Annotated in this window: 15 protein-coding genes; 5 read left to right on the forward strand and 10 right to left on the reverse strand. The window is 51.1% G+C overall.

Annotation, left to right across the window (positions count from 1 at the left end):
* Positions 1-327: 327 nt before the first annotated feature.
* The 3 genes from L9G74_RS05595 to L9G74_RS05605 all read left to right on the forward strand — a co-directional run bounded on the left by L9G74_RS05595 (position 328) and on the right by L9G74_RS05605 (position 4,321).
* The gene (locus tag L9G74_RS05595) at positions 328-1,494 is read left to right on the forward strand and encodes a PepSY-associated TM helix domain-containing protein (protein ID WP_238895318.1); all 1,167 of its coding nucleotides are present in this window, start codon (positions 328-330) and stop codon (positions 1,492-1,494) included.
* Complete coding sequence (locus L9G74_RS05600) at positions 1,494-1,964, forward strand: PA2404 family protein (RefSeq protein WP_238895319.1); 471 nt, start codon at positions 1,494-1,496, stop codon at positions 1,962-1,964. The genes L9G74_RS05595 and L9G74_RS05600 overlap by 1 nt, the downstream gene beginning before the upstream one ends.
* Before the next feature lie 92 nt (positions 1,965-2,056).
* Positions 2,057-4,321, forward strand: a complete 2,265-nt coding sequence (locus tag L9G74_RS05605) for a TonB-dependent receptor (RefSeq protein WP_238895320.1) — start codon at positions 2,057-2,059, stop codon at positions 4,319-4,321.
* Positions 4,322-4,515: 194 nt separating this feature from the next.
* Here L9G74_RS05605 and L9G74_RS05610 read toward each other — a convergent pair whose 3' ends face one another.
* A complete protein-coding gene (locus L9G74_RS05610) occupies positions 4,516-4,935 on the reverse strand; it encodes a MarR family transcriptional regulator (RefSeq protein ID WP_238895321.1) in 420 nt (139 codons plus the stop codon).
* An 80-nt stretch (positions 4,936-5,015) separates the two neighbouring features.
* Between L9G74_RS05610 and L9G74_RS05615 the strand changes: the two genes are divergently transcribed.
* Together L9G74_RS05615 and L9G74_RS05620 are read left to right on the forward strand one after the other, a co-directional pair.
* Positions 5,016-5,291, forward strand: a complete 276-nt coding sequence (locus tag L9G74_RS05615; RefSeq protein WP_238895322.1) for a DUF3861 domain-containing protein — start codon at positions 5,016-5,018, stop codon at positions 5,289-5,291.
* Positions 5,292-5,627: 336 nt separating this feature from the next.
* Positions 5,628-6,050 (forward strand): hypothetical protein, encoded by a 423-nt coding sequence (locus L9G74_RS05620; RefSeq protein ID WP_238895323.1) that lies wholly within the window; start codon positions 5,628-5,630, stop codon positions 6,048-6,050.
* Positions 6,051-6,121: 71 nt separating this feature from the next.
* Here L9G74_RS05620 and L9G74_RS05625 read toward each other — a convergent pair whose 3' ends face one another.
* From L9G74_RS05625 to L9G74_RS05665, 9 genes are all read right to left on the reverse strand, one after another.
* Positions 6,122-6,658, reverse strand: a complete 537-nt coding sequence (locus tag L9G74_RS05625) for a flavodoxin (protein ID WP_238895324.1) — start codon at positions 6,656-6,658, stop codon at positions 6,122-6,124.
* Positions 6,659-6,881: 223 nt separating this feature from the next.
* Complete coding sequence (locus L9G74_RS05630) at positions 6,882-7,151, reverse strand: RnfH family protein (RefSeq protein ID WP_238895325.1); 270 nt, start codon at positions 7,149-7,151, stop codon at positions 6,882-6,884.
* A gap of 10 nt (positions 7,152-7,161) precedes the next feature.
* On the reverse strand, positions 7,162-7,878 hold the full coding sequence (locus tag L9G74_RS05635; RefSeq protein WP_238895326.1) for an electron transport complex subunit E: 717 nt from the start codon (positions 7,876-7,878) through the stop codon (positions 7,162-7,164).
* A complete protein-coding gene (locus L9G74_RS05640) occupies positions 7,865-8,503 on the reverse strand; it encodes an RnfABCDGE type electron transport complex subunit G (RefSeq protein ID WP_238895327.1) in 639 nt (212 codons plus the stop codon). The genes L9G74_RS05635 and L9G74_RS05640 overlap by 14 nt, the downstream gene beginning before the upstream one ends.
* Entirely contained in the window at positions 8,500-9,498 is a 999-nt protein-coding gene (locus L9G74_RS05645; RefSeq protein ID WP_238895328.1) for an RnfABCDGE type electron transport complex subunit D, read from the reverse strand. The genes L9G74_RS05640 and L9G74_RS05645 overlap by 4 nt, the downstream gene beginning before the upstream one ends.
* Positions 9,495-10,973, reverse strand: a complete 1,479-nt coding sequence (gene rsxC / locus L9G74_RS05650) for an electron transport complex subunit RsxC (protein ID WP_238895329.1) — start codon at positions 10,971-10,973, stop codon at positions 9,495-9,497. The genes L9G74_RS05645 and rsxC overlap by 4 nt, the downstream gene beginning before the upstream one ends.
* A 9-nt stretch (positions 10,974-10,982) precedes the next feature.
* A complete protein-coding gene (locus tag L9G74_RS05655) occupies positions 10,983-11,513 on the reverse strand; it encodes an RnfABCDGE type electron transport complex subunit B (RefSeq protein ID WP_238895330.1) in 531 nt (176 codons plus the stop codon).
* Positions 11,514-11,525: 12 nt separating this feature from the next.
* On the reverse strand, positions 11,526-12,101 hold the full coding sequence (gene rsxA, locus L9G74_RS05660; RefSeq protein ID WP_238895331.1) for an electron transport complex subunit RsxA: 576 nt from the start codon (positions 12,099-12,101) through the stop codon (positions 11,526-11,528).
* A gap of 293 nt (positions 12,102-12,394) precedes the next feature.
* Complete coding sequence (locus tag L9G74_RS05665; RefSeq protein ID WP_238895332.1) at positions 12,395-13,405, reverse strand: alpha/beta fold hydrolase; 1,011 nt, start codon at positions 13,403-13,405, stop codon at positions 12,395-12,397.
* Positions 13,406-13,458 lie beyond the last annotated feature (53 nt).

Consider the following 13,458-nt stretch of genomic DNA (forward strand, 5'->3'; position numbering starts at 1 on the left):
ATTTGATCCAACCATTCATCCCCAACAACGCTTGATGGTATGAATCAACAACTCCTTTTGTTGTGTTATGGCGATTTAACAGGCATTACGACGTAAGCCGTTACAAATTATCATACTATTTCAAGTGGCGAGAATACGACCTATGTGCAGCAGTTCACAAATCACAATAGATGTTAGTTATTAATACCTTAGTCTTATCCGCTACGATTTGTCGCTCTCCTAAGCAAAAGCCAAATATGTGAGCCAAGACCAAGATTTACTTTTGACATATTGATAACGTTTCTCATTTTTATTAGCATCCATAGCTCTTAAGTCTGGGAGTAGGTTATGCGTAAGTTGTCCAACCGTTTTTGGTTTGCTTTTCATGGCTGGTGTTCATTGCCAATCTGGGTGCTGTTTTGCTTTATCTGCTTAACAGGCACAGTGGCAACGATAAGCCATGAGCTGACTTGGCTGACCAACGCCAACTCCCGCGCGCTTAACCCTGACAACCTGCCCGCCAAAGGTACCGCTGAGCTAACCGAAATTGTGCAGCAAGCCCATCCCACAGCGGATATTTCAGGCGTACTGCAGTATGAACCGTACATGATCTCGGCGGTGATTTTTAGTGACCAGAACGTGCCTAGCGCCGTTGCCTACGTCAACCAATACACCGGTGAGATCCAAGAGGTCAACCAAGGGATTACGTTTACTGGCTTCATGCGCACTCTGCATGGTTGGTTGCTGTTTCCTTGGCAACACGCATACAGCATCGGTTATTACCTCGTCAGCTCCATGGGCTTTGTGTTACTCGGTGCCTTGGTCAGCGGTTTGATGATTTATAAAAACTTTTGGAAATCGTTCACCCAACCACGCATCCGTTTCAACCAAGGGGCAAAGACCTTACTGGCCGATTTGCACCGTACTGCGGGCGTGTGGTCTATCTGGTTTATGGCGATCATGAGCCTCACTGGCTTGTGGTATCTCGTCCAAGGCATTCTGATGCATGCTGACGTGGAGGTTGAGCCTCACGCACCGTTGGTGGCGATCAGTGAGCTACCGGCGCAACCTGCTGAAAAATTCCCTGTGAGCTTGGCACAAGCGCTAGACACCGCGAAACAACTGTATCCTGATTTCAAGCCAAGTTATGTGGGCTTGCCTGAACATAACCGTGACAACTATCACCTGTATGGCAGTGGCGCTAACCCGTTTTACGACCAATACGCCTACCAAGTCTCAGTCAACCCGTGGAGTGGTAATATCAGCCATCAGTTGGCCCCAGACTCCATGGATGCGGTGCAAACCGTGATGCACGTGGTTGACCCGCTGCACTACGGTACGATTGGTGGTATCTGGACCAAGATCATCTGGTTCCTGTTTGGTGTATTACTGACGGGCATGTCAATCACTGGCTTCATGATGTGGAGCAAACGCTTGATTGCTGTTCGTAAAGAAGCGAAAACCAAAGCATCCACCGCTGCTTCCAAGGCTACTACCGCTGGAGAATCACTCTAATGGCACGATTAAAAGCGACGTTTTGGCACCGAAATAAGTTCAAATTGAGTGGCTTACTGCTGCTGTTACCGGTGTATTACCTGTACCAGTCACTGCATCCAAGCTTTCCTGATAGCTTGCAAGAGCAACAGATTGGCGCGTTTAAAGTAGCGCCAATGCCACTCGATCTGGAAAGTTCTTATCAGCACGATGGTGCCTATATCAAAGATTTTATGGTGCTGTTCAATCAAGGCAATCCTGAAGATATTCGCCAAGCCTTTATGAGTATCGGCCCCGCCCAGCTTGACCTTGCAACCTTACAAGATGGTGACTTGGGCATTCTGCACGGTAGTCGTTACGGCAAACATGTGCATGCGATTGCGCCGGAAACGTTTAGCGCCAACGACCGCATTTGGCTCACCATTGAAAATTGGCAGGGTGAACTCAACACCATCTCGTGGTCCCTTCCAGCACAGTGGTTAGCGCACTAGCCCAGCATTGATGCGAGGGAAGATACGCGCACTCATGGGTATCTTCCCCACCTCCCCCCAACCGTTATTTCCTTAATCTTACGGAGAAGATCATGGTTACTCTGCCATATCGACAGGCATTACTGCCTTTGGTCGTCGGTTCACTGTTGCTATCGCACAACGCAGCTCACGCCGACGAGGCCGACAAAGCGATTGAAAAGATTACTGTTACGGGCGAAAAAGGCCGTCGCAGTATGCAAGATACCGCCGCCAGCGTTGATGTCACCACGGCGTGGCAAATCGAGCAGGAAAACATTCAATCGCTGTACGATATTTTGAGTAAAACGCCCAATGTGAGCCAGATGTATGGCAACCGTGGTTTTACCATTCGTGGGATCAGCGATGAAGCGGGTGCGGTGAACCCACTGACCACCATCTACATTGATGGTGTGCCGCTACCAAGCCAAATTGCCGATACCGGCCCGAGTGATTTGTGGGATGTGGCGCAAGTGGAAGTATTGCGTGGACCACAGTCGACCATTCAAGGGGAAAACGCCCTTGCCGGTGCGGTGGTAATTAATACGGAAGATCCCTCCATGGATTGGCGCGGTAAGGCGCGAGTGCAATGGTCTGATCCCGATGATAAACGCCTGTCGGTTGCCACCGGCGGGCCGCTGATCCAAGACGAGTTAGCCTTCCGTTTTGCTGCGGACAAACATCTGTTTGAAGGTTATACCGACAACCCGACCCGTGGTAGTAAAGAAGATCGCCTCAATTCATTGATGTTGAGAGGTAAACTGCTATGGACGCCGAGTGCAATATCGGGCCTATCAGTCAAACTGAGCTACACCCGCGATGACCGTGACGGCCCGTACATGTATACCTACAATCGGCTCGATTTGCCCGGTAGAGTTAACACCTCTGACTATGCCAACCGCTCCAATGCCCAAACCGATTTGGTGGCGCTGAACGTCGACTATCAGCTCAACGATCTCTGGCGTTTGTCGTCCAATACCTCTTACAGCCAGTCAGATGTGCTGCGCCGTTATGATGTTGACCTACGTGCAGAAAGCATCGGCTGGGCCAATCGTGTGGAAGATTTCAAAGTCCTCACACAAGAGTTTCGAGCGAACTACCAAGGTGAAGATCTCAACGCTGTCATCGGCTTATACGCTTCGCAGCACAAGACCAGCTCCCACCTCGCCACGCTTAACAGCATAGTTACGCCGCTTTCAACCATTAACGCATTACTGCAAAGTTATGGATTGGATAGTGATACTGCCACCACAGTTGCCAACAACTATGGTGCCGCCTTACCCATCATTCCGTTAGATTATCAGTCTGTTGACGATACTAAATCGGAAAACCAAGCGCTGTTTACTGACCTAGACTATCGCTTGACTGATAGCTGGAGCGTGCAGTTAGGCTTTCGATACGATCACCAAACGTACGACTATAGTTCGGTCACCGGCGCCACCTTCACTGGCACCCTACCCAACCCAGACGACTTTGCGCCAAGCGGCAGCACACTCAACCAACTGGTGGGCGGCATCAACAATGCGGTGCTTGGTTTAGTGTCACAAACTGCGGGGGATAACCCGTTAACCAGTACCACCAACGATACCTTTTTGCCTAAATTTGGTGTGCGCTATCATTTCAACGATGATGCCTCCATCACCGCAACCTACCAGAAGGCTTATCGCTCTGGCGGCACAAGCTTCAACATCGCTCGCAGCCAAGCATTTGAATACGCGCCCGAATATACCGATAACTATGAGATTGCTTGGCGGCAATCGCTCACCGGTTTAAACGCGATATTTAACGCCAACATCTACTATGTAGACTGGCAAGATAAACAAGTGACCGCCGCATTTGGCTTAAACAGTTACGACACCCATGTAGTGAACGCAGGTAAAGCCCACTTATATGGGGTAGAAGCGTCGTTTAAACAGCAACTGAGCAGCGATGTGGACTGGTATCTGTCCTATGGCTACAGCAAAACCCAGTTTGATCAATTTGAGACAGTCAGCGGCGCGACGGTGAGTAACTACTCTGGTGAAGAGTTTAACTACGCCCCTAACCATACCGCATCAGCGGGGGTGAACATCTTCCTCAGCGACAATCTAAGTTGGAATATCAACGCCAACTATCGCAGCAAGGTGTATAACGACATCTCGGCCAACCGCATTCAGTTGCCATCACGGACGCTGTTCAATACCCGTGTCGCTTATGATGCTGACAGCTGGAGCGCCTATGTGTTTGCACAAAACCTGTTTGACCGCGATTATGTGCAGTACATTCGTTTAGCGAATAATGCGCAGGACGGCATCATTGGTGCGCCACGTGTCGTCGGGATCGGTGTCGAAGCGCGTTGGTAAGTTCGAGACTATAAGCTTTAAGCTTTAAGCGCTAAGCTGTAAGCTCGAAGCTCGAAGCTCGAAGCTCTAAGCTCTAAGCTCGAAGCCCGTAACCCGAAGCTCGCAACTCGTAGCTCGTAGCTCGTAGCTCGTAGCTCGCAACTCGTAGCTCTTAAGCCCGCCATCAACGGCGGGCTTTTCAATTGTCAGCGCTATCACGACTGGCGCAAATTATGTAACAACACCTCCAGCCCTGCGGCTAACTGCTGTTGCTGCGCATCGGCCATGCCATGCAACATCTGCTGTGACAGTTGCTGCTCCAATGCGGTCGCGTGCTGTAGCAACGCCTCCCCTGCTGGGGTTAATAATAACTGCACACTGCGCCGATCTTGCGGATGCGGTTGTTTCAGCAGCCACGCTTTATCCACCAACTCCGCTAACAAACGGGTGATCTGTGCTTTATCACGCCGTAACCGCTGCGCCACCTGCAATGGCGTCACCGTCCCCTCGGCACCGATGAGGCGCATCACCAGAAAATGCGATAACGATAGTTGGGGTAAATGCTGTGAAAACTGTGACTGTAGCGCACTTTTGTACGCCTCTAGCACCATAAAAAGTTGCTGTTGAATGCTCATATAGTTGACTTTATCAATCAAATTTATTTTAATTGATTTTATCAACTAACTAATCCACCGCCAATCACTCCGGAGTATTTATGCGACATCAATACCGTATCACCCTCGAGAAACTCGATGAGCAACAACAAACCACCCAAGCATTGAGCTTTGAAACCGAAAACCATGACGATATTTTTAATATCCTCAGCAAGGTTGACGGCAAATTTGACTTTACCGATGAACAAACCAAAAGCTTTATCATCGGCTTAAAACTGTTCGGTGAAGTCATTATGCAGCAACGTAAACACCCACTGTTTGAGGAGCTAGAGCCACAGATGAAACAGTTTATGAAAAAACTGAAACGAGGTGAGTAAAAACGTCGTAAACGACTCATAGTATGTTGCCGAGGGTAGCAGTTTTTGTTCAAAAAATTAGCAGGGGATGCTATTAATAGGGGCTGTTGACTTTTGATGATCATTTTTGCAACTGACATCATGTGATGTAGGCTAGGCGGAGTGTGGTCACTCTCAGTTAAATGTCTAACGCTGAATATAAGTCATCTGCAATTAGGCACCATGTTCTATTGCAGCCGACCAGCTTAACTGGCTAAGCAGAACCGACTGAACTGCACCTATAACGCATTGAATATCAAAAAATGACACACTAAAGCGTAACAAGCCCCCATTATTATTTCAGCTCAAGGACGACGCATGAACTTACGCCCATCATTAACCACCGTTATATTTTTATCATTATCTTGCAGCGCGATGGCCGCAGCGGAAAAGCCATTATTCAACAACTGTTATAAGGCAGAACTGACCTACAACAACAGTGATCCAGCGCTGTTTAAGTCACTCGAACCCGATGAGCAATTCGAAAATATGCTCGATAGCAGCCAACCGATACAAGTGATTTTTCAACGAGATAAATGCAGTGCTACACCGATAATGCCCATCAATCCTGCGGCATCTGCAACCGAAAATTTCGCCCACGTGGAAGATGGTGATGTGCGTAAGATAAGTCAAACCCATGATGGCATACTCTACGATTTTAAGCAGGTATATGAGCAGGGGAAATGGCGCACGATAGCAACTTCACGTGAAGTAATAAGTGCAGAGATGGCGGGGAAATAACTCAGCCATCACGCTATAGCCGTAAAAAAGCCACTGGTGAGTGGCTTTTTGCTTACTAACGCAGGCATTCACTACAGCGCAAGTTCGGCTTTCAGTTGTGCCACCCAGGTCGCCACGCGGTCGTCGGTTAAGCTGGCTTGGTTGTCTTTATCGAGCACCAAGCCAACAAAGCGATCATCCACCACGGCCGCCGATTGGTTAAAGTCATAACCATCCAGTGGCCAACTGCCGACCACTTCAGCACCGCATTCCACCACCACGTCATACAACTCACCCAGTGCATCGACAAACTCATCAGCGTAGGAGACTTGATCGCCTAAACCAAACAAGGCGACTTTTTTGCCGGCCAGATCTAACTCATCAAAGTTAGGCATAAACTCTTCCCAACTTTCCTCTTGGCAGTCGGCCGATAAGCCGGGCAGCTGTCCATCCCCAAGGGTTGGCGTGCCGAGGATCAGTATGTCATATGCCGCTAACGCTGCGGCATCGGCCCGGTTAATATTGACCGGTTTATCGGCCAAATCGTCACCTAACAATTTTTGCAGTTGTTTTGCCACTTTGCGGGTACTGCCGGTATCGCTACCAAAGAAAATTCCAATCTGTGCCATGTTGCCCCCCTTGCCAAAATCCATATTCACTGAACATTCACTTGCTGAACTGCAATTCGCATTCCTGATGTATAACCATGAAAAATAATGATTTTTTAATTCCAACTCATTACGCTACCGACAAAATTGTCGTAAAGCTGACAATTGCTGTGAACCACCGACAAAGCGCACCATAACGAACGGGCTGCCAAAGCTCACACCTCTCTGCACGATGCATTTCGGGTTAATCATCGTCGTCTTCGTCATCATCATCGTCGGGAGCGACCCAAGTGATCGGCCGATAGATCTCCACCCGATCGCCCGCGGTAAGTTCGGTATCCAACGGGCAAATTTTGCCAAAAACCCCTACTTTGTGTTGATCGAGCCGAATGGCGGGAAACATCCTTAACACGCCAGACGCTTCAATGGCCGACAACAAGGTGGCATGTGGCTCCACATTCACTGGCAGCCATACTTGCTCATCGGGTTTGGCGTACACCACGCTAACTTTCATGGCTTGCTCCTCATGATTGCGCGCCGGTCACTGCCGCGGCGGCTATGGCACGGCGTTCTGCCAACACTTGCTCGGTTTTCTGCTTAATCGCCAACACGGCGCCTAAGATCAAAAAGCCCCCCGGCGGTAGAATCACCAATAACAAGCCGCGATATTCAGGGATAACTGTGGTTTCTAAAAAGGCAAAATGCTGACCTAACAACAGCGAAGCGTTGGCAAACAAAGTGCCGCTGCCAATCACTTCGCGAATGCCACCAAGCATGGTCAGTACCCAGGTAAAACCCAGCCCCATGGCTAAGCCATCGAGCATTGATGGCAGTAACGCTGACTTACTGGCAAAGGATTCCACCCGCCCCAAAATGGCGCAGTTAGTCACGATCAAGGGAATAAACAGCCCCAGCACTTTGTGCAGCGGATGTAGCCACGCGTTGAGCAAGGCATCAATCAACGTCACCAAGGTGGCGATAATGATGATGTTGGCGGGAATACGCACCGCTTTGCTGATAATGCCTTTAGCCATGGAGGTCAGCAGATTAGCCGCCACCATCACCACCATTGTAGCCAGCCCTAAACCTAAACCGTTGGTGGCACTGCTGGTCACCGCCAATAATGGACAAAGCGCCAGCGACTGCTTGAGGATGATGTTGTTATCCCACAGGCCAGCGGCCCAGATCTGCCGATTGCGATGCGCCGCTGCCGCTGGTGGTTGAGTATCATGGTGCATCATGGCCTGCTCCTGCTAAGTTATTGGCTAACGCCTGCATGGCAATATGTACGCCATTCACTACCGCCCGCGGCGTAATGGTCGCCCCAGTAAATTGATCAAAACTGCCACCATCTTTTTTCACGCCCCACAGCGGAGTGTTCGCCAGCGAATGCTGATTGAACTCCTTCACCCACGGGCTTTTGGCTAACTCAATTTTGTCGCCCAGCCCCGGCGTTTCGGTGTGGTTGATAATCCGTACGCCAGTGATGACACCGTCCGTATCAACGCCAACCAGAAAACTGATGCTGCCGCTAAAGCCCTCTTCCGACCCGCGCACCACATAGTGAGTGGTGCCACCAGCACCATCTTTCACGGTAAAAATCTCGTATTGGCGCTGTTGCAGCGTGATTTTTTGCGACTGACTAAACACCTTATTGGCATAACTGGCGCCATTAAGTACTTCATCCAACAAGGCGTTTTGGTCTTCCTCAATACGCAGGTTGATCAGCGGCCGCGTCCATAACTCCATGGTCATCAGTAACAGCGCGGCGAGGCCACAAATGGTCGCCAGCAAGCCGCTTTGATAGCCGATGGAGTCTTTCCACTTATCCAGCGCTTTCCATTTTGATAGAGCTAACTGCATCATGATTTCTCCACCGCTGATTTACTGCCAAAGATGCTGGGGCGCAGATAGTGGTCGATCAGCGGGCTGGCCGCATTGACCATCAACACCGCAAAGGCGACACCTTCTGGATAGTTACCAAAGCTGCGGATCAGCCAGATCAACAAGCCACACATGGCGCCGTAAATCAGTTGTCCGCGCACGCTGGTAGGTGATGTGACTAAATCGGTGGCGATATAGAACGCGCCGAGCATGGCGCCGCCACTGAGTAGTTGGCTCAATGGTGAAGCAAAGCTTTCAGGCGCAATCAGCGCAGCGATGGCCGCAGGCACACACAGCCCGGCGATAAACGACACCGGGATCGCCCAATGGATGATGCGGCGATACAGCAACACTAAGCCGCCGAGTAAAATCAGCAATGCGCTGGTTTCCCCTAAACTGCCGCCAATGCTGCCGAAGAACTGCGCTGCTAACGACACGGGTTCATGCTGCAAACCGCTGAGCGAGGTCGCGGCAGTGACGCCATCAAACTGCAACCAGCCTTGCGGTACGGTGACTTGGTTGCCGCTGAAATCAATCGGTGTTGGCACCGCCCAAGTGGTCATCTCCACCGGAAAGCAGATCAGCAGCATCACTCGCGCTAACATCGCGGGATTAAATAAGTTTTGCCCTAAGCCGCCGTAGATCTGTTTGCCAACCACAATGGCAAACACGCTACCAAACGCGGCTAACCACATCGGCACGGTCGCGGGCAGGCTCATGGCTAATAACAAGCCGGTCAGCAACGCCGAACCATCCAAACAGGCACTGGTTGCCCGCCCGAGCAATTTAAGGCAGATATATTCAGCGATGATCGCCACCACGCTGCACACCAACAAGGTTTGCAAACTGGCTAAGCCAAACTGATACACGCCCATCAACGCCGCTGGCAACAAGGTCAGCACCACGGTATACATGATGCGGTTGCTACTATTGCTGGTATGAGCAAACGGCCCAGATTTAGGTTCAAAATCAATCATGATTCGCTCTCCTGTGCGGTCGCTCTGGCGGGACGTTTACGCGCAGCCGCTTTGGCAGCTTTCGCAGCGGCCTTGGCTTCGGCTTCTTTGGCAAGCCGCTGTACCCGTTCTTCATTGAGTTGTTTGGCGGTGGCCGAGCGTTGTGCCTTGAGCCGATTGGCGTTGATCGAGCCCTTGGCAAATTGAAAATACTGCACCAGCGGCAGCGCTGATGGACAAACATAACTGCAAGCGCCACAAGAGAGGCAATGGCCCACCCCCAGCGCTTCGGTTTTGCTGAAATCGGACAAGCGTGCATAGGCTGCCATTTGGAACGGCATCAAGCCCATTGGGCAAGCGCGCACACACTGACCGCAACGAATACATTCACTTTGGGGTCGTGGCCGTACTTCCTCTTCGGTCAGCGCCAGAATGCCACCCACGGTTTTATCAATCGGAATATAGGGCGAGGAGATCACCTGCCCCATCATCGGCCCACCGAACAGCAGCCGCGCGGTGCTATCGCTAACGCCGCCGCAGTATTCCAGCAGTTCACTCACCGGTGTACCAATCGGCACTTCGACGTTACGCGGGGCAGCAATACCTTTGCCAGATACAGTGATCACTCGGCTCACCAATGGCCGTTGAAACCGTACCGCTTGATAAACCGCACGCGCGGTAGCGATGTTATGCACCAGAATGCCCAACATGCCCGCGTGACCACCGGCGGGCACCACGGCGCCAGTGAGATATTTGATCAAGTGCCGCTCAGAGCCCATGGGATAGATACTCGGTGCTGCATGCACCTCAATCTCATCGCTCTCGGCGGCCGCCAGTCGCAGTTGCTCTAGCGCTGCAGGTTTGTTGTCTTCCACACCAATTAGCGCCTTGTGCGTGCCGCTGGCTTTGAGCAGCAGTTTTACGCCAGCGATGACTTCGGCGGCATATTGCTGCATCGCCACATCATCACAGGTCAAATAGGGTTCGCACTCCCCGCCATTGATCACAAGCGTGTGCGCGCCACCTTTACGGGCAAACTGGATCTTCGCCACCGTAGGAAACCCCGCGCCGCCCAAGCCGACAATGCCAGCATCGCGCACGCGTGCAATGATCTCTTCGGCATCAAGCGACAGATAATTTTGCGGCTTATGCGACTCGCCCCAACGGCGATCACCATTAGCGCGGATGATAATGGTGTCGCATTTCAGCTTGGCTGGATGCGAACTAAAGTGTTGGGTAATACCTGTGACCACGCCATTTACTGGCGCATGTATCGGCGCCACCATGTCATTACGCCCTTTGGCTACCAACTGGCCGCGGCTTACGGTGTCACCGGGTTTGACCAACGGCATTAACATTGCGCCATTGCGCAGTTGCAACGACAGAAACACATTGCGCGGCCAAAAATGCTGATCAATTCCCTGCGCATTAGTGAGATTTTTATAGCTTTCTGGGTGAATACCACCACGAAAACGACGACTGAGAAACTTCAACATAGCGCCTCCTTAAGCCGCCGACGCTTGCGGTTTGGGCCAGAACCAAGTGCGAGTATCAGGCGCAACTTGCACCATAGTTAAACATCCTTGCGGGCAGCTCTCAGTACAGAGTTTGCAGCCAGTACACACATCGCTAATGACGGTGTGCATCTGCTTAGCCGCGCCCACAATGGCATCAAATGGACAGGCTTTATAACAGCGACCACAGCCGGAACATTGCGCTTCTTGGATGTGCGCCACCCACTCTATGTCATCGTCACTCATGCTGACCGACACACCGAGCATGTCAGCAATTTGCTGCGTTAATGACTGCCCACCAAGCGGGCATGCGTTAGGGTTAAGCTCACCGCGTACCATGGCTTCGGCCGCTTGTCGGCACCCCGCCACGCCGCATTGGCCACATTGACCACCAGGCATAATCGCCTCAATGCTGTCTACCAGCGGATTACTCTCCACTTTGAATACCTGTGAGGCATAACCCAACGCCGCACCGAGTACCGCCCCCAGCAGTACAAAGAAAATCACCGTTGCTATCATCATCTGTCGCTCCCGTTATACGATGCCGGCAAAGCCCATAAAGGCCATTGACAACAATCCCGCGGTAATAAAAGCAATCGGGTTGCCTTTAAACGCAGCGGGTACACGATTGAGACTGAGCTGACTACGTAGCCCAGCAAACAGCACTAGCACCACCATAAAACCGATGGAGGAGCCAAAGCTGTACATAAAGGTCTGCATGAAACTGAGTTGTTCCTGCACCGCCAACAACGCCACACCGAGCACCGCACAGTTAGTGGTGATCAACGGCAGAAACACACCAAGGGATTGATAAAGCGCGGGAAAGCTTTTCTTCACGTACAGTTCAGTCAACTGCACCACGGCGGCGATCACCAAGATAAACACGATGATGCGCATAAACTGCAGGTTCAGTGGTTGCAGCACTGTCACCTCCAGCAACCAGCTGAGCATGGCCGCTAAGGTGAGTACAAATGTGGTGGCGAGCCCCATGCCAACCGCGCTATCAACCTTGCTGGATACCCCCATAAACGGGCATAGTCCCAGAAACTTGGCTAACACCACGTTGTTGACAAAGGCAGCACCAAGAAAAATTAACAGCCCGTCAGACATTGCCTATCTCCCAAATACGTCACTTGCAGAGGCTAACTGCATAGCCTATGCCAGTGAAAAATTAGGTCACAAATAGACGTAACAAACTGTTATTTAAATATTTTATAAAATCACACCAAGGCTTAAACAACACAGAAATTGTCGTAAAGGTAACAAAGCTGCGACAGCCAATGAGGGCAACGGAAGACGAGATAACACAACGCTGGGCTGATATAAAAAAACAGGCGACCGAGGTGGCCGCCTGTGGCGATGAGTTTAAGCTACAAGAATCATCCGCCTGGGCGATTCAGTGATTAAGATTTATTGCCGACCAACTGCGCTAACAGTTTTTGATGAAACTCCTTGGGCGCCTGCATCTGTGGCGCATGACCATAGTTAGGGAACAACACTAACGTGGACTGCGGCATACGTTTTGCCGCTTCGCGCGCCAATACCGGATAGTTACCTAAGGTTTTGCGAATCGGCTCTGGCGCCAACGCTTTACCAATCGCGGTGGTGTCTTTCTCACCGATCATCAATAACGTCGGCACCTTGAGCTGTTCAAACTCGTAATACACTGGCTGGGTGTAGATCATGTCGTACAGCAAGGCAGAGTTCCACGCCACAATCTCTTTGCCATCACCACGGTACATGCCCGCCAACATCTGCACCCACGGCTCGTAGTCATCACGCCATTCACCAGCATAATAGGTGTTGCGCTCATAATTGCGGATGCCAGTGTCGGTCTTCTTCAGCTCGCTTTGATACCACGCATCAACATCATTAAATGGCACACCTTTGACTTTCCAGTCTTCTAAGCCGATGGGATTCACCAGTACCAACTGCTCAGTCGCTTCGGGATAAAGCAACGCATAGCGGATGCCTAACATGCCGCCGGTGGAGTGACCCATCACAATCGCTTTATCAATGTTGAGTGACGCCAGCAGCGCATGCGTGTTCGCCGCTAATTGTTGAAAACTGTATTGATAAGCTTCAGGTTTGCTCGACTTACAAAAGCCGATTTGGTCGGCGGCAATCACCCGATAGCCAGCATCAGTCAATGCGGTAATGCTGTCTTGCCAAGTGGCGGCGCAAAAGTTTTTCCCATGCAACATCACCACCGTGTGACCATTCGGCTGCTTGGCGGGCACATCCATATACGCCATATGCAACTGAGTGCGTTGTGACTCAAATTGAAACTGTTTTACCGGCCAAGGGTAATCAAAGCCTTCTAATTCAGCGCCATACACGGCGGGTTCCGCCGCCTGACTCGAAAAACTTGCCCAAAGGGTCAACGCCAACAGCACTCGCCATTTCCTTAACATTACACAGCTCCTTGGTTACTGGGAGGGAACAGACTAACGCCCACAGGTTAGCC

The sequence above is a fragment of the Shewanella electrica genome, from assembly GCF_022321485.1.
Classification (GTDB): Bacteria; Pseudomonadota; Gammaproteobacteria; order Enterobacterales; family Shewanellaceae; genus Shewanella; species Shewanella electrica.